Below are 21,761 nucleotides of genomic sequence, written 5' to 3'. Positions count from 1 at the left end.
AATCAGCGCTGACTTTGGTGCAGCGGCCTGCCCGGCAGCTGCGCTTTTCCTATTTTTACAAGCCCAGAACACCATGGCTGTTTCGTCTTCTCGTCGTTTTGCAATGTTGTCTTTGTCACACCGGCCTGCCGCGCCCTTGCTGGCGTTGTCCATAGTGGCGGCTGCGGCCATGCTGTCGGCATGCTCCAAGAAAGAGGCCGCGCCCGAGCCGGTGCGCGCAGTCAAGCTGGTGACCGTGGGTGAGGGGCCGATCGAATCTGCCCAGGAATACTCGGGTGATGTGCGGGCCCGTGTGGAGTCTCGCCTCGGCTTTCGCGTGGCGGGCAAGATCACCAGGCGCGAGGTGGAACTGGGCCAGCATGTGAAGGTCGGACAGGTGCTGGCGCGACTGGATGCGCGCGATTACCAGCTCAGCGCCGATGCCGCGCGTGCCCAGCTGGCCTCGGCCACCACGCAGCGCGATCTGGCCGAGGCCAATGCCAAGCGTTTTCGCACGCTGCGCGCCCAGAACTTCATCAGCGCCGCGGAGATGGAGCGCTACGAGGCCAATCTGAAGGCTGCCCAGGCCTCGCTCGATCAGGCCCGTGCCCAGCTCTCGAGCCGGTCCAATCAGGAGAACTACACCCAGTTGCAGGCCGATGCCGATGGCGTGGTCACCGCCGTGGAGGCTGAACCCGGTCAGGTGGTTGCGGCCGGCACGCCCGTGGTGAGGATTGCCCAGGACGGCGCGCGCGATGCGGTGTTCAGCGTGCCCGAGGACCGGCGCAGTGCCATCAAGCCGGGCCAGGGCGTGAAGGTGCGTCCCTGGTCGGATGAGTCGCGCATGATCAACGCACAGGTGCGTGAGGTGGCGGCCAGTGCCGACCCAGCCACACGCACCTATGTGGTCAAGGCTGCGCTGCAAGGTACGGACCTGCCTGCATTGGGCGCGACCGTGCATGTCATGCCCGAGGGCATGGGTGTGAGCCGCGAAGCCATGGGCAGCCAGGTCATCAAGTTGCCAACCACGGCCTTGCGCCAGGAGGGCGGTAATGGTCAGGGTACGGCCGTCTGGCTCTATGACGCGGCCAGCAGCTCGGTGAAGCTGCAGCCGGTGCAGATTACCAGCGCCGACGGTAATGAGGCGGTGATTGCCTCGGGTCTGCAACCTGGTATGCAGGTGGTGGCCACGGGCGCCCATGTGCTGACCCCTGGGCAGAAGGTGACGGTATATCGCGATAAGTATGCAAAGCCGCTGCAGGGCTCTGCATCAAATCAGCCGAAAACGCAGGCAGGTAAAGCGCAGGATGCTCATGAATCAGGTGTGGGTCAGCCTGCGGTGGCTGCGGAGGCGGGCAAATGAGCGGCGCTGGACACAAGAAGACCAGTGGCGCGCATTTCAATTTGTCTCGCTGGGCGCTCGATCATGTGGCGCTGACACGCTATTTCATAGTCGTGCTGATGCTGCTGGGCTTTACGGCCTTCTTCCAGCTGGGCCAGGACGAGGATCCTCCGTTCACCTTCCGCGCCATGGTCATTCGCACTTACTGGCCCGGCGCGACTGCCGAGCAGGTGGCTCAGCAGGTGACGGACAAGATCGAGCGAACGCTGCAGGAGGTGCCTTATGCCGACAAGATCAGCAGCTATTCCAAGCCCGGCGAGTCGCAGGTCATCTTCCAGGTCAAGGACTACTCTCCCCCCAAGGAAGTGCCGCAGCTCTGGTATACGGTGCGCAAGAAAGTGGGGGACATGCGTTACACCCTGCCGCAGGGCGTGCAGGGGCCGTTCTTCAACGACGATTTCGGCGATGTCTATGGCGTGATCTATGCGCTGCAGGCCAAGGGCTTCAGCTATGCCGAGCTCAAGACCCTGGCCGACGATGTGCGTCAGCAACTGCTGCAGGTGCCCGATGTGGCCAAGGTTGAGCAGTTCGGCGTGCAGGACGAAAAGGTCTATGTGGAGCTGTCGCACCGCGCCACGCAGATGGGGCTGAACCTCAAGCAGGTGCTCGATCAGCTCAACCAGCAAAATGCCGTGGCATCGGCCGGTACCTTGCAGACGCCGGCTGAAACCATTGTGTTGCGTGTGCAAGGTCAGTTCAACGATCTGGAGCAACTGCGTGCCATGCCCATCATCGGCCAGGGCGGAGCGCAGTTCAGGCTGGGCGACATCGCCGAGGTGCGTCGCGGCTATGCCGACCCGGCCAATGTCATGGTGCGCTTTCAGGGCGAGCCTACGGTGGCGCTGGGAGTGTCCATGGTCAAGGGCGGCGACATCATTGCCTTGGGCAAGGCGCTGACGCAGGCCACGGAGCGCATCGCCAAAAGCCTGCCCGTGGGCGTGACGCTGAGCAATATGCAGAACCAGCCCAAGGCGGTGGCGGATTCGGTCAGCGAGTTTCTCCAGGTGCTGATCGAGGCTGTGGTCGTGGTGTTGGCCGTGAGCTTTCTGAGTCTGGGTCTGCACAAGCGCCCGGGGCAGCATCCGCTGTGGAAGCGCTGGTATATCGACCCGCGCCCCGGGCTGGTGGTGGGAATCACCATTCCGCTGGTGCTCGCCGCAACCTTCCTGGCTATGTGGTACTGGAATATCGGTCTGCACAAGGTGTCGCTGGGCTCGCTCATCATTGCGCTGGGCCTGCTGGTGGACGACGCCATCATTGCCGTGGAGATGATGGTGCGCAAGATGGAGGAGGGCTACGACAAGTACCGTGCCGCCACCTTTGCCTATGAAATCACCTCCAAGCCCATGCTGACCGGCACGCTGATCACGGCAGCGGGCTTTCTGCCCATCGGCATGGCCAAGTCCATGACGGGTGAATACACCTTCGCCATCTTTGCGGTGACGGTGATTGCGCTGGTGCTCAGCTGGTTTGCATCGGTGTACTTCGTGCCCTATCTGGGCCTGCTGCTGCTCAAGAAGCCGCCGCATGCCGCCAAGCTGCCGCCCGAAGTGGCATCCGGTGAGGTCTCGGCCGAAGAAGCGGGCATCAACACCAATGCAGGTGAACATGAGCTGTTCGATACGCCGTTCTACAACCGTTTTCGCCGCATGGTGAACTGGTGTGTGCAGCACCGCTGGCTGACGATTGGCGCGACGGTGCTAGTGTTCGTGCTGGGTCTGGCGGGCATGGGCAAGGTGCAGCAGCAGTTCTTCCCAGATTCCAGCCGCCCAGAAGTACTCGTCGATATATGGTTCCCCGAGGGCACGTCCTTGCAGGCCAACAAGGAAGTGACGCTGCGCGTGGAAAAGCGCTTTTTGCAGCTCGACGGAGTGGAGTCCGTCAGCGAGTGGATAGGCTCTGGAGCACCGCGTTTCTATCTGCCGCTGGACCAGGTGTTTCCGCAGAACAACGTCTCCCAGTTCATTCTGGTGGCCAAAGACCTGAAGGCGCGCGAGGAAATCCGTAGGCAGTTGCCGGCGCTGATGGCCGAGGAATTCCCCGAGGTGCGGGCGCGCTCCAAGCTGCTGCCCAACGGGCCGCCCGTGCAATATCCGGTGCAGTTCCGTGTCATGGGTTCGGACCCCGCCAAGCTGCGCACCTACGCCGATGAAGTCAAGGCGCTCATGCAGGCCAATGCCGATATGCGTGGCGTGAACGATAACTGGAACGAGTCCGTCAAGGTCATCCGCCTGCAGGTCGATCAGGACAAGGCGCGTGCCCTGGGTGTGACCAGCCAGTCGATCGCCGAAGCCACGGGCATGAACTTCAGCGGCACCACAGTGGGGCAGTTCCGTGAAGGCGACAAGCTGATCGATATCGTGATGCGCCCGCCCAAGCAGGACCGCGATGCAATTACCGATATCGCGGGTGTCTATGTCACCACGGCAAACGGGCAGTCCATTCCGCTCACGCAGATTGCCAAGCCCGTCATGGTCTGGGAGCCGGGTGTGATGTGGCGCGAAAAGCGAAACTTCGCGATTACCGTTCAAGGCGATGTGCGCGAAGGCCTGCAAGGTGCAACGCTGACCAACGAGCTGTTGCCGCAGTTGCGCAAGATGGAGGCTGGCTGGCATGCTGCAGGCGACACCGGCTATCGCATCGAGGTGGCTGGTGCCGTGGAGGAAAGCTCCAAGGGGTCGGGTGCCATCGTGGCAGGAGTCCCGGTGCTGCTTTTCCTGACTTTCACCCTGCTCATGTTGCAGCTGCGCAGCGTCAGCCGTTCGCTGCTGGTGTTTATTACCGGTCCGCTAGGCATTCCTGGTGTGGCTGCGGCCTTGCTGCTGCTGAATCGCCCCTTTGGCTTTGTGGCACTGCTGGGCGTTGTGGCTTTGATGGGCATGATTCAGCGCAATTCGGTCATCCTGATCGATCAGATCGAGAGCGGACGTGCTCAGGGTGTGCCGGCCTGGGACGCGATTGTGGAGGCTGCCGTGCATCGGCTGCGTCCCATCGTGCTGACCGCAGCAGCTGCCGTGCTGGCCATGATTCCGCTGTCGCGCAGCGTGTTCTGGGGGCCCATGGCTGTGGCCATCATGGGCGGTCTGATTGTGGCGACCGTGCTGACCTTGCTGGCTTTGCCCGCCATGTATGCGGCGGCTTTTCGCATCAGAAAGGACACAGCCTGAGCCTGTTTTGCGCGAAAGAGCGCCGGTTTTGCGGCTAGAATCTGCGTCTTGACCTCAGTAAGCGTAAATTTGCGCATTGCTGACCGCGCGGGTGGCGAAATTGGTAGACGCACCAGGTTTAGGTCCTGACGGTGGCAACACCGTGCCGGTTCGAGTCCGGCTCCGCGCACCAGATACAGGCACTCTCTGCTGCCCAAGCCCGTAACCCCAAGCCGTTACGGGCTTTTTCTTTTCCTGCCTTGCTTTGCAGGCGCGGCGTCAGCTTTTAAGGCAAACCCCTGTAGGGCGATGGCGGAGCCTGCGCGGCGCCTCGTTATAATGGTCGGCTTCGCCTGTTCCTGATTTGAACAAATGCCTGGCGTCAGACGCTGGGGCAAATGACCGGGGCAGGCTCTGGAAATTTGTGGTGCCGCATGTCGTTGGGTATGCGCGCACTGTGACTTTGCGCAATACGGTGCGGGTTGCTTGGCAATCTGCACGGTCCTCATCCCTCTTAGGAAAAATCATGGCCGTTAACGTTGAAACTCTTGAAAAGCTCGAGCGCAAGATCACGCTGAGCGTGCCCCTGTCTGCGATCCAGTCTGAAGTTGATGCTCGCCTGAAGAAGGTGGCACGCACCGTGAAGATGGACGGCTTCCGTCCTGGCAAGGTGCCCATGAGCGTTGTGGCTCAGCGTTATGGCTACTCCGTGCAATACGAAGTGCTGAACGACAAGGTGGGCGAGGCTTTTGCCGCTGCCGTGAACGAAGCCGATCTGCGTGTTGCCGGTCAGCCCAAGATCACCGAGAAGGAAGGCGCTCCCGAAGGCGAAGCACAATTCGATGCCGTGTTTGAAGTCATGCCTGAAGTCAAGATCGGCGATCTGACTGCAGCCGAAGTGGAAAAGCTGTCCACCAGCGTGGACGACGCAGCCATCGACAAGACCGTGGACATTCTGCGCAAGCAGCGTCGCACCTTCACCGAGCGCGCTGCCGGTGAAGCAGCCGTGGACGGCGACCGCGTGACTGTGGACTTCGAAGGCAAGATTGACGGCGAGACTTTCTCCGGCGGCAAGGCTGAAGACTTCCAGTTCCTGGTCGGCGAAGGCCAGATGCTCAAGGAATTCGAAGACGCAACCCGCGGCATGAAGGCTGGCGAGTCCAAGACTTTCCCTCTGGCCTTCCCTGCTGACTACCACGGCGCCGATGTGGCTGGCAAGACCGCCGACTTCCTGGTGACCGTCAAGAAGGTGGAAGCTCCCAACCTGCCCGAAGTGAACGAAGAGTTCGTCAAGACTCTGGGTGTGGACGGCGGCTCTGTTGAAGCCCTGCGCGACGACATCAAGAAGAACCTGGAGCGCGAAGTGAAGTTCCGCGTTCAAGGCCGCAACAAGCAAGCCGTGATGGACGCCCTGGTGTCCGTGGCCGAGCTGGATCTGCCCAAGGCTTCCGTGCAAGCTGAAGTGGGCCGCCTGCTGGAAGGCGCACGCGCCGAACTGGAACAGCGCGGCATCAAGGACGCAGCCAAGGCTGAAATCCCTGAAGACATCTTCCTGCCCCAAGCCGAGCGTCGCGTGCGTCTGGGCCTGGTGGTGGCCGAGCTGGTCAAGACCAACAACCTGCAAGCCACTGCCGAACAGATCAAGGCTCATGTGGAAGAGCTGGCATCCAGCTACGAGAAGCCCGAAGACGTGGTGCGCTGGTACTTCGGCGACCGCAATCGTCTGGCTGAAGTGGAAGCCGTTGTGATCGAAAACAACGTGACCGAGTTCGTTCTGGGCAAGGCCAAGGTGACCGACAAGGCCGTTTCCTTCGACGAGCTGATGGGTCAAGCCTAAGGGCTGGATCTTTTGTCGGTGCTTGCCCTAGGCGAGTTCCGATAACTTGAATTGCGGGGCTTGTGCTTTTGCGCGCAAGCCCCATTTTCTTTTCAGAATGCGGCTACAGTAGGCGCATAGCACTGGAGAAAACATGAGCGCATTGGATACATTGGGTTTGGGCATGGTGCCCATGGTCATTGAACAGTCGGGTCGCGGTGAGCGCTCCTATGACATTTATTCGCGTCTGCTCAAGGAGCGCGTGATTTTCCTGGTGGGCGAGGTTAACGATCAGACCGCCAACCTGGTGGTAGCCCAGTTGTTGTTCCTGGAAAGCGAAAATCCTGACAAGGACATTTCCTTCTATATCAACTCCCCCGGCGGCAGCGTGACGGCAGGCATGGCGATTTTTGACACCATGAACTTCATCAAGCCTGATGTCTCGACGCTGTGCACCGGCATGGCGGCGAGCATGGGCGCTTTCCTGCTGTCGGCCGGAGCCAAGGGCAAGCGCTATGCACTGCCCAATGCCCAGGTCATGATTCACCAGCCTCTGGGCGGTGCACGTGGTCAGGCGACCGAAATCGAAATTCATGCCCGCGAAATCATCAAGACCCGCGAGCGCCTGAACAAAATACTCGCCGAGCGTACCGGTCAGCCCCTGGAAAAGATTCAGAACGACACCGAGCGCGACTATTTCCTTTCCGCCGATGAGGCTAAGGAATACGGCCTGGTCGACCAGGTAATCAGCAAGCGTTCCTGAAATGCATAGCACCGAGTCTCATGTCTGATTGGGATTGCGGGTGCTGGCAATGAAAAACCTGGGAGCTGCTGACTGGCTCCCGGGGCTTGCTCGGCGGCGTTTGTCCCTGATGGCCTACGCCGCCTTGTCTTTGGTTATCATTAATTTTCGTTTTTTCGTAACGAGGCACAGCCCCCATGGCCGATAAAAAAGGCTCTTCCACCGAAAAGAATTTGTATTGCACCTTCTGCGGCAAAAGCCAGCACGAGGTCAAGAAGCTGATCGCCGGCCCGTCCGTGTTCATCTGCGACGAGTGCATCGACTTGTGCAATGAGATCATTCGCGACGAACAGCCTGCCGCCGACGCCAAGGAAGGTCGCGGCGATCTGCCTACGCCCGCCGAAATCAAGGCCAATCTCGACAACTATGTGATCGGTCAGGAGCAGGCCAAGCGCACGCTGGCCGTGGCGGTCTACAACCACTACAAGCGCCTGAACCACAAGGACAAGGCCGGCAAGGACGATGTGGAGCTCAGCAAGAGCAATATCTTGCTGATCGGTCCCACGGGTTCGGGCAAGACCTTGCTGGCCCAGACGCTGGCGCGTCAGCTCAATGTGCCATTCGTGATGGCCGATGCCACCACGCTGACCGAGGCTGGCTATGTGGGCGAGGACGTCGAGAACATCATTCAGAAGCTGCTGCAAAGCTGTGAGTACGATGTCGAGCGTGCTCAGCGCGGTATTGTCTACATTGACGAGATCGACAAGATCTCCCGCAAGTCGGACAACCCCAGCATCACGCGTGACGTCTCGGGTGAGGGCGTGCAGCAGGCTCTGCTCAAGCTGATCGAAGGCACGATGGCCAGCATTCCTCCCCAGGGTGGACGCAAGCATCCGAACCAGGATTTTCTGCAGATCGACACCACCAATATCCTGTTCATCTGCAGCGGTGCGTTCGCTGGACTGGAAAAAGTCATCGAGAACCGCACCGAGGCTTCAGGCATAGGCTTTGGCGCTACCGTCAAGAGCAAGAAGCAGCGCTCCATCTCGGAGATGTTCCTCGAGATCGAGCCTGAAGATCTGATCAAGTTCGGCATCATTCCGGAGCTGGTGGGTCGTATGCCCGTGGTGACGGCACTGGCCGAACTCAGCGAAGAGGCATTGGTGCAGATCCTGACCGAGCCCAAGAATGCGCTGGTCAAGCAGTACAGCAAGCTGCTGGCCATGGAGGGTGTGGAGTTGGAGATCCGCCCTGCGGCCCTGAAGGCGATCGCCCGCAAGGCCCTGGCTCGCAAGACCGGTGCCCGTGGCCTGCGCTCCATCGTCGAGCAGGCGCTGATCAGCACCATGTTCGAGTTGCCGACCGCCGAGAATGTGGAAAAGGTAGTGGTGGAAGAAGCCACCATTGAAGACGGCAAGGAGCCGCTGCTGGTTTACCGCGAAGCGGCCAAAAAGGCCTGATACTGTGCTTGCGTGCAAGGCGGGCCCTCCAATGGGCTCGTTTTGTCGCCTGCGGCTGAAAGGCAATGCCCCTGAGGCGGCAAAAACAATTTGCCCCCAGGGGTTGAAATACACCGGTAAGCGGACCATCTACCGCTGAGAAACCGAGGATACCTATGTCTGGACAAACCCCTTTGCCTTCTACCGAGCTGGACCTGCCACTGCTGCCGCTGCGCGATGTGGTGGTGTTTCCGCATATGGTGATTCCGCTGTTCGTGGGGCGTGCCAAGAGCATCAAGGCTCTGGAGCTGGCCATGGAAGGCGACCGCCGCATCATGCTGGTGGCGCAGAAGACGGCCTCCAAGGACGAGCCTGCAGCGGAAGACATGTTTGATGTGGGCTGTGTCTCCACCATCTTGCAGATGCTCAAGCTGCCCGACGGCACCGTGAAGGTGCTGGTGGAAGGCCAGCAGCGCGCGCTGGTCAAGCAGGTTGCCGACGAAGAGTCTCACTTCACGGCATCTGTGACGCCCGTGGAGCCCGAAGGCGATGCCCATGAGCAAAGCGAAATCGAAGCGTTGCGCCGTGCCGTGACCCAGCAGTTTGACCAGTACGTCAAACTCAACAAGAAAATTCCTCAGGAAATCCTGACTTCGATCGCCAGCATCGACGATGCCGGTCGCCTGACGGACACCATTGCGGCGCACCTGCCTCTCAAGCTCGAGAGCAAGCAGGCGGTGCTGGATCTGGTGGACATCAAGGAGCGTCTGGAAAACCTGTTCGAGCAACTCGAGCGCGAAGTTGACATCCTCAACGTCGACAAGCGCATCCGTGGCCGCGTCAAGCGCCAGATGGAGAAAAACCAGCGCGACTTCTATCTGAATGAGCAGGTCAAGGCCATTCAGAAGGAGCTGGGCGAGGGTGAAGACGGTGCCGACATCGAGGAGATCGAGAAAAAGATCAAGCTCGCCAAGATGCCTGCCGATGCTCGCAAAAAGGCTGAGGCCGAGCTCAAGAAGCTCAAGCTGATGTCGCCCATGTCGGCTGAAGCTTCGGTGGTGCGCAACTACATCGAAGTGCTGACTGGACTGCCCTGGAGCAAGAAGACCAAGATCAAGCACAATCTGGCGAATGCCGAGGAAGTGCTGAACGAAGATCACTTCGGCCTGGAAAAGGTCAAGGACCGCATTCTTGAGTATCTTGCCGTGCAGCAGCGTGTGGACAAGGTCAAGGCGCCCATTCTGTGCCTGGTGGGTCCTCCCGGCGTGGGCAAGACCTCGCTGGGGCAGTCCATTGCCAAGGCCACAGGACGCAAGTACGTGCGCATGGCGCTGGGCGGCATGCGAGACGAGGCGGAAATTCGCGGTCACCGCCGTACCTATATTGGCGCCATGCCCGGCAAGGTGCTGCAGAGCCTGGAGAAGGTCGGTACGCGTAATCCTCTGTTCCTGTTGGACGAAATCGACAAGCTGGGCATGGACTTCCGTGGCGATCCTTCGAGCGCGCTGCTGGAAGTGCTGGACCCCGAGCAGAACAACAAGTTTGGTGACCACTACGTGGAGGTCGACTTCGACCTGTCCGACGTGATGTTTGTGGCGACCTCCAACTCCATGAACATTCCCTCGGCCTTGCTGGATCGCATGGAGGTGATTCGTCTGTCGGGCTATACCGAAGACGAAAAGACCAATATTGCCATCCGCTATCTGCTGCCCAAGCAGATCACCAACAACGGCGTGAAGGACGGCGAGCTGGAAGTGACCGAAGCCGCGATTCGTGACATCGTGCGCTACTACACCCGCGAAGCGGGCGTGCGTTCGCTTGAGCGCGAGCTGTCCAAGATTTGCCGCAAGGTGGTCAAGGGCTTGCAACTTGGCAAGCTTCAGCCCAAGGTGGAGGTGAATGCCGACAACCTCAATGAATATCTGGGCGTGCGCAAGTTCAGCTATGGCCGTGCCGAGCATGCCAATCAGGTGGGGCAGGTTGTGGGTCTGGCCTGGACTGAAGTCGGCGGCGATCTGCTGACCATCGAAGCCGCCACCATGCCAGGCAAGGGCGTCATTACGCGCACAGGTTCTCTGGGCGATGTGATGAAGGAGTCGGTCGAAGCTGCTCGCACCGTGGTGCGTAGTCGCGCTCGTTTGCTTGGTATCAAGGATGAAGCCTTCGAGAAAAAGGACATCCATGTGCACGTGCCTGACGGCGCTACACCCAAGGATGGCCCCAGCGCCGGTGCTGCGATGACGACAGCTTTTGTCTCGGCTCTCACTGGCATTCCCGTGCGAGCTGATGTGGCCATGACCGGTGAAATCACCTTGCGCGGTGAAGTCACGGCGATCGGCGGCCTCAAGGAAAAGCTGCTGGCTGCTCTGCGTGGCGGCATCAAGACCGTGCTCATTCCTGAAGAGAATGCCAAGGATTTGCAGGACATTCCCGATAATGTGAAGAGCGGTCTGGAAATCGTTCCTGTGAAATGGATCGATCAGGTTCTCAAGGTGGCGCTGGAGCGCGTGCCGGATCCCTTGACTGAGGAGGCTGTAGCTGCCGTGGCGTCCACCGATGCCAAGCCGGTAGAGGCGGCCATCAAGCATTGATGCTTGTTTTGTGAAAATTGTGGCGTTTTTTCTGGGAGAGCTCAGAACTGAGCTACAATTCATCCATCGCAGCAAACAACGTTGTACAATGTTGGGCTTCGGTAGATATGCGGGAATAGCTCAGTTGGTAGAGCGATACCTTGCCAAGGTATAGGTCGACGGTTCGAACCCGTTTTCCCGCTCCAGGTTTTCAGAATCTGTAGCAATACAGGTTCGCATCAAAAAGTGAAAGCTTTTTGAATGCGGGAATAGCTCAGTTGGTAGAGCGATACCTTGCCAAGGTATAGGTCGACGGTTCGAACCCGTTTTCCCGCTCCAGGTTTTCAGAACCTGTAGCAATACAGGTTCTCATCAGAAGGCGAAGGCTTTTTGAATGCGGGAATAGCTCAGTTGGTAGAGCGATACCTTGCCAAGGTATAGGTCGACGGTTCGAACCCGTTTTCCCGCTCCAGGTTTTCAGAACCTGTAGCAATACAGGTTCGCATCAGAAGGCGAAGGCTTTTTGAATGCGGGAATAGCTCAGTTGGTAGAGCGATACCTTGCCAAGGTATAGGTCGACGGTTCGAACCCGTTTTCCCGCTCCAGGTTTTTGTGATAGCGGCGCGATAGCAAAGCGGTTATGCCCCGGATTGCAAATCCGGTTAGACCAGTTCGACTCTGGTTCGCGCCTCCAAACTTGTGGCACAAGCCCTGCAGATGAAAGTCTGCAGGGCTTTTTGCTTTGGGCGCTTGATGCCGAAAGGCTCTATGTGCCAGCCTGCCTTGCAGGCTGGGCGCCGAATCTGCGTCACCCGATCGTGCATCTCGGTATGAAAAAGCCCAGGGCATGCCTGGGCAACTAGGAGAAGGCTGGCGCGTCGCCTGCTTTCAGACGGATTCGGCTACTTTGACAGACTGGCGCAATGTTCTGGCAGCCTCCACCATGTGCTGCAGTGCAGGAATCACTTCTGCCCACTGGCGCGTCTTGAGGCCGCAGTCAGGGTTGACCCAAAGGCGGTCCGTGGGAATGCGTTTTGCGGCTTTTTGCATGAGCTCCACGATGCCTGCCTTGGTGGGAATATTGGGGGAGTGGATATCATAGACGCCCGGACCGATCTCATTGGGGTAATCGAAGTGCTCGAAGGCCTCCAGCAACTCCATGTCCGAGCGCGAAGTCTCTATGGTGATCACATCGGCGTCCATGGCTGCAATCGAAGCAATGATGTCGTTGAACTCCGAATAGCACATATGAGTGTGAATCTGGGTTTCATCGGCAACGCCATTGGCGCTGATGCGGAAGGACTCCACGGCCCAGTGCAGATATTCCTTCCATTGTGATTTGCGCAATGGCAAGCCCTCGCGCAATGCAGCCTCGTCGATCTGGATCACACGCACGCCGGCTCTTTCCAGATCCAGCACTTCCGCGCGAATCGCCAGAGCCAGCTGATAGCAGGATGTGGCGCGCGGCTGGTCATCGCGCACGAATGACCAGTTCAGGATGGTGACCGGGCCTGTCAGCATTCCTTTCATGGGTTTGCGGGTCAAGGACTGGGCGTACTGGATCCATTCCGTCGTCATCGCCTTGGGGCGGCTGATGTCGCCGAACAGAATGGGCGGCTTGACGCAGCGTGAGCCATAGGACTGCACCCAGCCGAACTGGCTGAATGCATAACCGTCGAGTTGCTCGCCAAAATATTCGACCATGTCATTGCGCTCGGCCTCGCCATGCACCAGAACGTCCAGCCCCAGAGCCTCCTGCTCTCGCACGCAGCGTTCAATCTCGGCGCGCATGGTGCCTTGGTAGCGGGCGAATTCCAGGCGACCGGCCTTGAATTCGCTGCGTGCCTGGCGGATCTCTGCCGTCTGGGGAAAAGAGCCGATGGTGGTGGTCGGGAAGGCTGGCAGCTTGAGCAGCCGGGCTTGCTTCGGAGAGCGCGCTTCGTAGCTGCTCTGGCGTTGGCCCAACTGGGAGCTGATCTGCTTGACCGCAGCTTGCACGGCAGGGTTGTGGACGCGATGCGATGTGCGGCGCGCGGCCAGAGCAGAAGCGTTGTCGGCCAATTCGGCTGTGACAGCATCTCGGCCATCGCGCAAAGCCTTGCCCAGCACGCGTAGCTCATCCAGTTTTTGCAGAGCATAGGCCAGCCAGGATTTGATGTCGGCATCCAACTTTTGTTCGCTGTTCAGATCCACGGGTACATGCAGCAAGGAGCAGGATGGCGCAATCCAGAGACGGTCGCCTAGGCGCTCTGCCAGCGGCTCCACCCAGTCCAGCACGGCATTCAGATCGGTTTTCCAGATATTGCGGCCGTTGATCACGCCCAGAGACAGCACCTTGTGCGCGGGCAGCAGCCCCAGCAACTGTTGCACATCGTCCTGGCCGTTGATGGCATCGATGTGCAGGCCGGCTACGGGCAGGTTTGCTGCCAGATATTTGTTTTCAGCCAACTGGCCGAAATAGGTCGCCAGCAGCAGCTTGACCCTGCAGCTCTTGAGGTGGTGGTAAGCAGTGTTGAACGCATGTTGCCAGTCGGCATCGAGTTCGGTGACCAGGATGGGCTCATCCATCTGCACCCATTCCACACCCTGGGTCGCCAGCGCATCCAGTAGTTGGGCATAGACGGGCAGCAGCCGCTGCAGCAGCTCCAGCTTGCTGGTGCCGTCCTTGGCCTTGCCCAGCGCCAGATAGGTGACGGGGCCTATGAGGACGGGTTTGGCCTGGATGCCTTGTGTCCTGGCTTCGGCCAGTTGTTCCAGCAGGCGCGACGCATCGAGCTTGAATTCGGTGGTCGAGCTTAACTCGGGCACGATGTAGTGGTAGTTGGTGTCAAACCACTTGGTCATCTCGGCTGCGGCGATGCCAGCGCAGCAGTGGGTGTGGCCGGTACTAGGGGATTCGGTCGCGACCGCCGAACGACCACGGGCCACACGAAAGTAGTTGTCCAGCGCATCGCCTTCAAAGCCTTGCACCCGTTCGGGCAGATTGCCCAGCGTAAAGCTCATGTCCAGTACTTGGTCGTAGAACGCGAAGTCACCCACAGGCACCCAGTCCAGCTCTTGCTGCGCGGTCCAGTGGCGTTGGCGCAGCTCGGCGCCCAGCGCCTTGAGCGCATCGCGCGAGGTCTCGCCTCTCCAGTAGGACTCCAGCGCAAACTTCAGTTCGCGCTTTGCGCCGATGCGAGGAAAGCCCAGGTTGTGAATAGTCGTCATGCAGAAATCCAGTCTTGTGATCTTCGGCCCATGGCCAGAGTGGCTCGGGTCAGCGGACTGGATGTTCCTGGAATCGATACATGAAGTAAAATGGTTGTTTCTCATGTATCCATGAATTGTGTTCACAGATGATTGAGCGTATCCATCTCGCCATCGTGCAAGAGGTTGAAAAACAAGGTTCTTTGACTGCGGCAGCTGATGTGCTGTGCGTCACACAGTCCGCCCTGAGCCACAGCATGAGAAAGCTGGAAGCCCAACTCGGCACCGATGTCTGGTTGCGTGAAGGGCGCAGCCTGCGCCTGACGCAGGCGGGTCAATACCTGCTGGCAGTGGCCAATCGCGTGCTGCCTCAGCTGGATCTGGCCGAGTCGCGTTTGCAGCAATTTGCTCTGGGAGAGCGCGGCAGCTTGCGCATCGGCATGGAATGCCATCCCTGCTACCAGTGGCTGCTGAAAATCGTCTCACCCTATCTGGCCGCCTGGCCCGACGTGGATGTGGACGTGAAGCAGAAGTTCCAGTTTGGCGGCATCGGTGCGCTGTTCGGCTATGAGATCGACATGCTGGTCACGCCCGATCCGTTGTTCAAGCCGGGTCTGCATTTCGAGCCCGTTTTTGACTATGAGCAGGTGCTGGTCGTGGCTGCGGATCACGCCTTGGCCCGGGTCGACCATGTCAAGCCCGGCGATCTGTCTCGCGAGGTGCTGATTACCTATCCCGTGGCCGTGGATCGGCTCGACATCTATACCCGGTTTTTACTACCCAAAGGCATTGCCCCCAGGCGCCATAAAACCATAGAGACCACCGACATCATGATGCAGATGGTCGCCAGCGGGCGGGGCGTCGCGGCTCTGCCGCGCTGGCTGGCTCTGGAATATGCCGAAAAGATGGCAGTCGTACCCGTGAAGCTGGGCAGCAAGGGCATAGCCAAGCAAATCTACCTCGGCGCGCGTGAGGCAGAGTTGCATACCGACTATCTGCAGGCCTTTATTGCGCTGGCACGAGCACCTGGTCTGGCTCTGCCGGCTGCCGCATCCGCGCAGGACGACTCTTGAGAAGAGCGGCAGCCGACGGCTAAATAAGCAATAGCGGCTGACTCACATGTTGATGGCCGTCATGCCCGGTGCGGATGCACGGTCGGCTTGCCGTCCGGCTTGCACGCCCCACAGCCACATGGCGCCGCCCGCCAGCAGCGTCAGCACAAACGATTGCTGTGCGCCCCAGTGGTCTATCAGCCAGCCGGCAGCGGCAGCGCCCAGGGCCACACCGCTGGCGAGGCCAGTCAGCAGCCAGGTCATGCCCTCGGTCAGTCGGTTTGCTTGTACCTGCTGCTCCACCAGACTCATGGCCACGGTAATCGTCGGGCCAAAGGTAATGCCTGCCAGCAGAACGGCCAGCGTCAGTGCCGTCAGATTGCTGGCCAGCAACAGGGGCAGGGCGGAGATGGCGACCGATGCCCCGACCCAGACGATCTGGCGGCTGAGCGGCATCTGCAGGCGTAGCGTGCCAAACAGCAAGCCCATGGCGCAGGAGCCCAGCGCATAGAAGGACAGCACCACACTGGCCATGCCGGGCTGGCCCTGAGCTGTGGCGAAGGCCACGCTGGCCACATCGATCACGCCCACGATGACGCCTTGTGCCAGCATGAACAGCGCCAGCGTGCGCACCACGGGCTGGCGCAGCATCGACGAAGCCCTGCCTGTTTCCGAGCTGGTATGGGGGCTGACAGGTGGTTCGGTACGGCGTTGCACCACAAACAGGCCTACGCCTATGATGAGGAACAGCGCTGCTGCCAGCGGGCCGGCCTCGGGGAACAGCAGCATGCTCAGACCCACCGACAGCGGTGGGCCGACGATAAAGGCCAGGTCGTCGAGCACGCCTTCCAGTGCAAACGCGGTCTGCAGCTGAGGCGTTCCACTGTAGATCGCCGTCCAGCGGGCGCGGACCATGGCCGGCATGCTGGGCAGGCTGCCGACGGCAGCGGCCAGTACCAGCAGCAGCCAGTCCGGCCCCTGCCAGTGGGCGCAGGCCAGAAGGGCCAGCATCGACAGCGCACTGCTGGCGGCCGCAAACGGCAGCACCCTGAACTGGCCGTAACGGTCAACCAGCGCCGAGATGCGCGGTGCCAGAACGGCAATCGACAGCGCGAAACAGGCCGACACCATGCCTGCCAGCGTGTAGGCGCCGCGCTGCTGCGACAGCATGGTGATCAAGCCAATCCCTGTCATCGACAGCGGCAGTCGCGCCAGCAGCCCGGCCAGCACAAAGCCCGTGCTGCCCGGCGCCGTAAACAGCTTGCGGTAAGCATTCAACATGGAAACCCTTGAATAGATTCATTTGCATACATCGTGTATGCGAGTGACATTCTAGGAGCTTGGGATGTAGCGCGTATGATTGGCATACGCTTTGTATGTGAATATTGCCGGGAGTTCGCAGTGACCCAAGTTCGCCAGAGTCGTGCCAGCATGATCGAAGCCACGCGGGCCAAGCTGATCAGTGCTGCGCGCAGCGCTTTCGCCCAGCATGGCTACGCCCAGGCCGCCATGGACGAGCTGACCGCGCAGGCCGGTTTGACGCGCGGCGCGCTCTATCACCACTTTGGTGGCAAGCCCGGCCTGCTGGCTGCCGTGGTGGCCCAGATGGATGAAGAAATGGACCAGCGGCTGGAGCTTGTGCTGCGAGGCCATGACGATCCATGGGAAGGCTTTCTGGCCTATTGCCGCGCCTATCTGGCCATGGCGCAGGAGGCAGAAATTCGTCGCATCGTGCTGCAGGATGCACGCTCTGTGCTCACTGGCACCGACCAAGGTCAGCAGCACCAGCAATGCATTGCTTTTATCGCCGGTTTTTTGCAGCAGCTCATCGACGAGGGGGTGATCGTGAATGCCAGTGCAGCGGCGCTGGCAAGGTTACTCAACGGCTGCCTGATTGAAGCGGCTTTCTGGATTGCCGAGGAGGGTGCTCCACCCGAGCGCCTGAACGAGTCCTTGCAGGCGCTGGATTTGATGCTGCAAGGCTGGAAGGCGGCCTGAGCCATTGTCAGAGCCGTGCCTGCTGTGCCTTGCCTGCAGCAGCCAGAATGAGGATCGTTTTGACTGCCAGGGTGTTCTCAAGCTGAGGACATCAGCGATTTTGTGCAAGCGAACAATCCGGAATTTGCAAAGAGTCCGGGCTCGGAGGCTTTACCGGGACCGGCGACCGGCCGCATTCGAGTTGTCTGAGGTCTTCAGCGCGCTTCCGCGATCACGCTGATGCAGCAAGTCAGGCCGGCAGGTAAGGCGAGATATTGGCGATGGCCCGGGCCATATAGACATCTTTTTCACCCACAGGGGCCACGTAATGCAATGCGCTCCTGGCGGCCTCGATCCCCTCGACACGGGCAATAAGCCAGGTGGCGAGGTATTGCGCAGCCAGGCAACCTCCAGCGGTAGCCACATTGCCGTTTGCGAAGAATGGTTGCTCCAGTACGCGAATGCCAGCCTCTTCAACCCAGGGCCTGGTTGTCAGGTCGGTACACGCCATCACGCCATCCAGCAAGCCGAGCTTGGCCAGTATCAGCGTGCCGGAGCACTGTGCAGCAATCAGTTGCCGTGCAGGGTCCAGCCTGAGTCTCGACATGAGGTCGGCATTGCGCGCGACCTCACGCGTTTGCATTCCACTGCCCACGATGACCGCATCTGCAGCACTCGCGTCCTCCAGAGTGGCCTGGGCTTCGATGACCACTCCGTTCATTGACTTGACGCGTGCGCTCGGGCAGGCAATCGACACCCGCCAGCCGGGTCGCTTGATGCGGTTGAGTATGCCTAGAGAAATGAGTGAGTCGAGCTCGTTAAAGCCTTCGAAAGTCAGGATTGCGATATGCATTGGGATGTTCCGGATGTGAACTTGTATCAATGCTCATGCTAGAGATGAGGTCCAATACACTCAAATAATTGTCATGGATACAGGTTCTATATGCCGATTGCCCGATACAAGCAGCTGGTGGACCAGCTAGCCTCGGAAATTCGCGAAGGCCGGCTGGCACCGGGCACACGCCTGCCCACCCACCGGCAACTGGCATCCCGGGAGGGACTGGCCCTGGTTACGGCGACTCGTGTCTATGCCGAACTGCAGGCCATGGGCCTGGTCAGCGGCGAAACGGGGCGAGGAACTTTTGTGCGCGAAACCGCGCTGCCACGTGGCCTCGGTATCGACCAGCATGCCGCTGCGGTAGGCATGCTGGACCTGAACTTCAACGCTCCTGCTCTTCCTGGCCAAGCCGAGTTGTTGCGCTCCGCATTGCGTCAACTTGCCGCCAGTGGAGATTTGGAGGCACTGCTGCGCTATCAGCCGCACGGAGGCCGGGCCCATGAGAGAGCTGCTATCGCCCTATACCTTGAAAACCGTCGGCTGACGGTTCCTGCCGAGCAGGTGCTTATCGTGGATGGAGCGCAGCATGGACTCGCAAGCACGGCCATGGCATTGCTGCAACCGGGCGATGTAGTGGCTGTTGATGCTTTGAGTTACCCGGGCTTCAAGGTGCTGGCGCAACAGCTGAGGCTTGAGCTGATTGCCATTCCGGCAGCTGGTTCGGGGCCGGATCTCGATGCGCTGGAGTTGCTGTGCCAACGCCGCAAGGTGCGCGCGGTCTATGCAATGCCGACTCTCCATAACCCGCTTGGATGGGTGATGAGCATCAACCGACGTCATGCATTTGCAGCGTTGATCCGTCGCCATGGCCTGTTGCTGATCGAAGATGCCGCGTATGCGTTTCTTGCTCCGGATGCACCACTGCCCATGGCCGCACTGCTGCCTGAGTCCACGGTATATGTCTCAGGCTTTTCCAAGAGTGTCGCCACGGGTTTGCGGGTGGGCTTTGTGGCTGCGCCGGCAGCCTGGATATCTCGGATAGAACGAGCTATACGCGCAACGACCTGGAACACCCCCGGCGTCATGACCGCCATGGTTGTGAATTGGCTGAGAGACGGGACGGTTGCCAGGCTGGAAGCTCAGAAGCGAGAGGACGCCCAGATGCGTCAGAAACAGGTGACGCAGGTCTTCAAGGGGCTGCCCTGTATGTGCCACCCCAGTTCGTATTTTGTCTGGCTCCCCATGCCTGACGAGCTGAGGGCTGATCAGGTCGCGATGGCGCTGCAGACGGCAGGAATTTCCGTGTCAACGGCCGAACCCTTCGCCACTGGCGTGCAAGTGCCGCAAGCACTGCGGCTGGCCTTGGGTTCGGTGTCGCTCGAAAAACTTCGGCATGCCTTGATGCGGGTCAGGCTGGTGCTCGATGGGGCCACGCTGCGCTAGAGGATGACGCCCAGAGCTCCCTGCGCATCCGGTTTCGAGGCCGTAGTCGAGGGAGTGAATGCTGCCGGCCATGGTCACACCGGCCTGAAAACATGGCGTGCGGCGCCTGATGTATCAATGCTGCACGCGATTCAGGCGCTGGGTCCGGAGACCGGATTACTGGTACTTTTGCTCCAGCCCATCCCAGAAGTCCTTGTTCACCAGCCGCTGGCGTTCAAGGAAGGGGGCGACGATGGCAGGGTCCTCATCGACCTTGTGATCGTCGCGCAGCAGGGTCAGGCACTTTTGCATGCCGGCCACGGCCCCTTGAAGTGCGGCATTGGCGTAGAGCACAAAGCCATAGCCCAGCTCGCCCAGTTCATCGGCGTTGAAGATGGGGGTCTTGCCGCCAATGACCATATTCATGAGCTGGGGAGCTTGCAGGCGCTGAGGCAGGGCGCGCACTTCTTCGGCCTGGGTGACGGCCTCGACAAACAGGATGTCGGCGCCGGCTTCCTGAAACTGCTGGGCACGCTCGATGGCGGCTTCGAAGCCGTGGATGGCGGCCGCGTCGGTACGGGCCATGATGAGAGTGCCGCTGTCGCGGCGCGCATCGACGGCGGCCTTGATCTTGCCCAGCATTTCGTCGGTTTCGATCACGGCCTTGCCATTGAAGTGGCCGCAGCGCTTGGGGCTGACCTGGTCCTCGAGCTGAATGCAGTCGGCACCGGCGCGCTCCAGTGTGCGCACGGCGTGGTAGGTGTTGACGGCATTGCCGAAGCCGGTGTCGGCATCGACCAGCAGCGGCACTTCCACGGCGTCGCGGATGCGGGCCGTATGGTCGGCGATATCGCCGAGACCCATGAAACCCTGGTCGGGCATGCCGAACCACATATTGGTCACGCCGGCACCGGTCACATAGATGGCTTCAAAGCCCAGATCGGCAATCAGCCGCGCCGACATGGCGTTGAATGCACCGGGAACGATGACGCCACGGCGGGCATCGGCCAGGGCTTTGAGTTGTTGTTTGGGGTTCATGAGATTTCTTGATAAAAAAGACTCTGATGCTTATCTGCCCTGCGCGGCCGGCTGTCAGCCTTGACGAGTCAGGGCGCTGCCTGGCAGCAGCTGCCTCGCGCCCAGGGCGGCGAAGCAGCTCAGGGGGAATCAGTCCAGCGAAATATTCGCGTTCTTAATCACGGGCCCCCACTTGGCGCGCTCGGCTTCAAGATATTTGCCATAGGCCTGGGGTGTGCCGCCCATGATCTGGCCGCCGCTGCTTTCGATCATCTGGCGCAGAGACTTGTCGGTCTTGAGCGCTTCGTTGACGGCCTGGTTGAGCTTGGCCACCACGGCGTCGGGCGTGCCGGCCGGCGCAATCATGCCCAGCCAGTTGTACGACTCAAAGCCCTTGACCCCGGCTTCGTCCAGCGTGGGCACCTCGGGCAGCACGGCCAGGCGTGTCTTGCTGGAGACGGCCAGGGCATTGATCTTTTTGGCTTTGATGGAGGGCAGGGCCGAGTAGCCCATCTCGAACATCATGGCCAGATGGCCGCCCATGAGGTCGGTGGCTGCCAGCGAGCCGCCCTTGTAGGGCACATGGGTCAGCTGGGTCTGGGTCTGGTAGGCCAGCAGCTCGCCCGACAGATGATGGGCCCCGCCCACGCCCGAGGATCCATAGGTCAGATCGCCAGGCTTGGCCTTGGCATGGGCCAGCAGTTGCTGCACGCTCTTGAAAGGCTGATTGGGAGCGGTGGTCAGAAACAGGGGGGCTTGCTCGATGAGGATGATGGGCTTGAACGCCGTCTTGGCGTCATAAGGCATCTTCTTCATCAGCATGGGGTTGGTGACCAAAGGGCCGGGTGAGCCGAAGCCGAAGGTGTGGCCGTCGTTGGCCTTGGCGATGGCGTCCGTGCCCGTTACGCCACCGGCACCGCCGCGGTTGTCGATGATCACGGGCTGGCCCAGCACCTTGCCCAGCGAGTCGGCAATCAGGCGTGCGCGGGTGTCGGCATAGCCGCCTGCCGCATAGGGCACGATGAGCTTGACGGTACGGGTGGGCCAGGCTTCAGAGCCCTGGGCCAGAGCGGCAGAGGGGCCGCCCAGCAAGGCGGTGGTGGCGGCAGCGCAGGCAGTGGCGCGCAGCAAGGCGTTTCTACGGGAAATCATGAATCAGCTCTCAGTACTAT

14 protein-coding genes and 6 tRNA genes are annotated in these 21,761 nt (G+C 60.3%); 15 read left to right on the top strand and 5 right to left on the bottom strand.

Annotated elements, in window-relative coordinates; genetic code table 11:
* The first annotated feature begins 103 nt into the window (after positions 1-103).
* From EIC84_RS19375 to EIC84_RS19320, 12 genes are all read left to right on the top strand, one after another.
* Positions 104-1,342 (top strand): efflux RND transporter periplasmic adaptor subunit, encoded by a 1,239-nt coding sequence (locus EIC84_RS19375; protein ID WP_034362955.1) that lies wholly within the window; start codon positions 104-106, stop codon positions 1,340-1,342.
* Positions 1,339-4,548 carry an efflux RND transporter permease subunit gene (locus EIC84_RS19370; RefSeq protein WP_003068906.1) on the top strand — a complete coding sequence of 1,070 codons (3,210 nt, stop codon included), beginning with the start codon at positions 1,339-1,341 and terminating at the stop codon, positions 4,546-4,548. The genes EIC84_RS19375 and EIC84_RS19370 overlap by 4 nt, the downstream gene beginning before the upstream one ends.
* Positions 4,549-4,633: 85 nt before the next feature.
* A tRNA-Leu gene (locus EIC84_RS19365) sits at positions 4,634-4,720 on the top strand.
* 333 nt (positions 4,721-5,053) lie between these two features.
* Positions 5,054-6,364 (top strand): trigger factor, encoded by a 1,311-nt coding sequence (gene tig / locus EIC84_RS19360; protein ID WP_003068908.1) that lies wholly within the window; start codon positions 5,054-5,056, stop codon positions 6,362-6,364.
* Positions 6,365-6,497: 133 nt separating this feature from the next.
* Positions 6,498-7,106, top strand: coding sequence for an ATP-dependent Clp endopeptidase proteolytic subunit ClpP (gene clpP, locus EIC84_RS19355; RefSeq protein ID WP_003068910.1), 609 nt, complete (start codon positions 6,498-6,500; stop codon positions 7,104-7,106).
* Positions 7,107-7,282: 176 nt separating this feature from the next.
* On the top strand, positions 7,283-8,545 hold the full coding sequence (clpX, locus tag EIC84_RS19350; protein WP_003057503.1) for an ATP-dependent Clp protease ATP-binding subunit ClpX: 1,263 nt from the start codon (positions 7,283-7,285) through the stop codon (positions 8,543-8,545).
* Positions 8,546-8,700: 155 nt separating this feature from the next.
* A complete protein-coding gene (gene lon / locus EIC84_RS19345; protein ID WP_034360129.1) occupies positions 8,701-11,115 on the top strand; it encodes an endopeptidase La in 2,415 nt (804 codons plus the stop codon).
* 109 nt (positions 11,116-11,224) lie between these two features.
* Positions 11,225-11,300, top strand: a tRNA-Gly gene (locus tag EIC84_RS19340).
* Between the two features lie 57 nt (positions 11,301-11,357).
* Positions 11,358-11,433: transfer RNA gene (locus tag EIC84_RS19335), tRNA-Gly, on the top strand.
* 57 nt (positions 11,434-11,490) lie between these two features.
* Positions 11,491-11,566, top strand: a tRNA-Gly gene (locus tag EIC84_RS19330).
* A gap of 57 nt (positions 11,567-11,623) precedes the next feature.
* Positions 11,624-11,699: transfer RNA gene (locus EIC84_RS19325), tRNA-Gly, on the top strand.
* A 15-nt stretch (positions 11,700-11,714) separates the two neighbouring features.
* Positions 11,715-11,788 (top strand) — tRNA-Cys (locus EIC84_RS19320).
* 194 nt (positions 11,789-11,982) lie between these two features.
* Here the strand turns inward: EIC84_RS19320 and metE are convergent.
* The gene (gene metE / locus EIC84_RS19315) at positions 11,983-14,304 is read right to left on the bottom strand and encodes a 5-methyltetrahydropteroyltriglutamate--homocysteine S-methyltransferase (RefSeq protein WP_004341391.1); all 2,322 of its coding nucleotides are present in this window, start codon (positions 14,302-14,304) and stop codon (positions 11,983-11,985) included.
* Between the two features lie 128 nt (positions 14,305-14,432).
* Between metE and EIC84_RS19310 the strand changes: the two genes are divergently transcribed.
* Positions 14,433-15,356, top strand: coding sequence for a LysR family transcriptional regulator (locus EIC84_RS19310; protein ID WP_004341389.1), 924 nt, complete (start codon positions 14,433-14,435; stop codon positions 15,354-15,356).
* A gap of 42 nt (positions 15,357-15,398) precedes the next feature.
* On the opposite strand, the gene EIC84_RS19305 is transcribed toward EIC84_RS19310, so the two are convergent.
* Positions 15,399-16,616, bottom strand: coding sequence for an MFS transporter (locus EIC84_RS19305; protein ID WP_004341387.1), 1,218 nt, complete (start codon positions 16,614-16,616; stop codon positions 15,399-15,401).
* A 150-nt stretch (positions 16,617-16,766) separates the two neighbouring features.
* Here EIC84_RS19305 and EIC84_RS19300 point away from each other — a divergent pair, with 150 nt between their 5' ends.
* On the top strand, positions 16,767-17,333 hold the full coding sequence (locus tag EIC84_RS19300) for a TetR/AcrR family transcriptional regulator (protein WP_004341384.1): 567 nt from the start codon (positions 16,767-16,769) through the stop codon (positions 17,331-17,333).
* 229 nt (positions 17,334-17,562) lie between these two features.
* On the opposite strand, the gene EIC84_RS19295 is transcribed toward EIC84_RS19300, so the two are convergent.
* Entirely contained in the window at positions 17,563-18,165 is a 603-nt protein-coding gene (locus EIC84_RS19295; RefSeq protein WP_004341382.1) for a DJ-1/PfpI family protein, read from the bottom strand.
* A gap of 90 nt (positions 18,166-18,255) precedes the next feature.
* Between EIC84_RS19295 and EIC84_RS19290 the strand changes: the two genes are divergently transcribed.
* Positions 18,256-19,593, top strand: a complete 1,338-nt coding sequence (locus EIC84_RS19290; protein ID WP_004341380.1) for a PLP-dependent aminotransferase family protein — start codon at positions 18,256-18,258, stop codon at positions 19,591-19,593.
* A 156-nt stretch (positions 19,594-19,749) separates the two neighbouring features.
* Here the strand turns inward: EIC84_RS19290 and EIC84_RS19285 are convergent, their stop codons facing one another.
* On the bottom strand, positions 19,750-20,610 hold the full coding sequence (locus EIC84_RS19285; protein ID WP_004341379.1) for an oxaloacetate decarboxylase: 861 nt from the start codon (positions 20,608-20,610) through the stop codon (positions 19,750-19,752).
* 129 nt (positions 20,611-20,739) lie between these two features.
* A complete protein-coding gene (locus EIC84_RS19280; protein ID WP_034363672.1) occupies positions 20,740-21,741 on the bottom strand; it encodes a tripartite tricarboxylate transporter substrate binding protein in 1,002 nt (333 codons plus the stop codon).
* Between the last annotated feature and the right edge of the window lie 20 nt (positions 21,742-21,761).

The sequence above is a fragment of the Comamonas sp. A23 genome, assembly GCF_004522605.1.
Classification (GTDB): domain Bacteria; phylum Pseudomonadota; class Gammaproteobacteria; order Burkholderiales; family Burkholderiaceae_C; genus Comamonas; species Comamonas thiooxydans.
This window is presented reverse-complemented; position numbering and strand designations above follow the sequence as displayed.

Coding starts and splice junctions, on each gene's coding strand:
- EIC84_RS19375 (WP_034362955.1), top strand. CDS start 104: ATGTTGTCTTTGTCACACCGGCCTGCCGCGCCCTTGCTGGCGTTGTCC.
- EIC84_RS19370 (WP_003068906.1), top strand. CDS start 1,339: ATGAGCGGCGCTGGACACAAGAAGACCAGTGGCGCGCATTTCAATTTG.
- tig (WP_003068908.1), top strand. CDS start 5,054: ATGGCCGTTAACGTTGAAACTCTTGAAAAGCTCGAGCGCAAGATCACG.
- clpP (WP_003068910.1), top strand. CDS start 6,498: ATGAGCGCATTGGATACATTGGGTTTGGGCATGGTGCCCATGGTCATT.
- clpX (WP_003057503.1), top strand. CDS start 7,283: ATGGCCGATAAAAAAGGCTCTTCCACCGAAAAGAATTTGTATTGCACC.
- lon (WP_034360129.1), top strand. CDS start 8,701: ATGTCTGGACAAACCCCTTTGCCTTCTACCGAGCTGGACCTGCCACTG.
- metE (WP_004341391.1), bottom strand. CDS start 14,304: ATGACGACTATTCACAACCTGGGCTTTCCTCGCATCGGCGCAAAGCGC.
- EIC84_RS19310 (WP_004341389.1), top strand. CDS start 14,433: ATGATTGAGCGTATCCATCTCGCCATCGTGCAAGAGGTTGAAAAACAA.
- EIC84_RS19305 (WP_004341387.1), bottom strand. CDS start 16,616: ATGTTGAATGCTTACCGCAAGCTGTTTACGGCGCCGGGCAGCACGGGC.
- EIC84_RS19300 (WP_004341384.1), top strand. CDS start 16,767: ATGATCGAAGCCACGCGGGCCAAGCTGATCAGTGCTGCGCGCAGCGCT.
- EIC84_RS19295 (WP_004341382.1), bottom strand. CDS start 18,165: ATGCATATCGCAATCCTGACTTTCGAAGGCTTTAACGAGCTCGACTCA.
- EIC84_RS19290 (WP_004341380.1), top strand. CDS start 18,256: ATGCCGATTGCCCGATACAAGCAGCTGGTGGACCAGCTAGCCTCGGAA.
- EIC84_RS19285 (WP_004341379.1), bottom strand. CDS start 20,610: ATGAACCCCAAACAACAACTCAAAGCCCTGGCCGATGCCCGCCGTGGC.
- EIC84_RS19280 (WP_034363672.1), bottom strand. CDS start 21,741: ATGATTTCCCGTAGAAACGCCTTGCTGCGCGCCACTGCCTGCGCTGCC.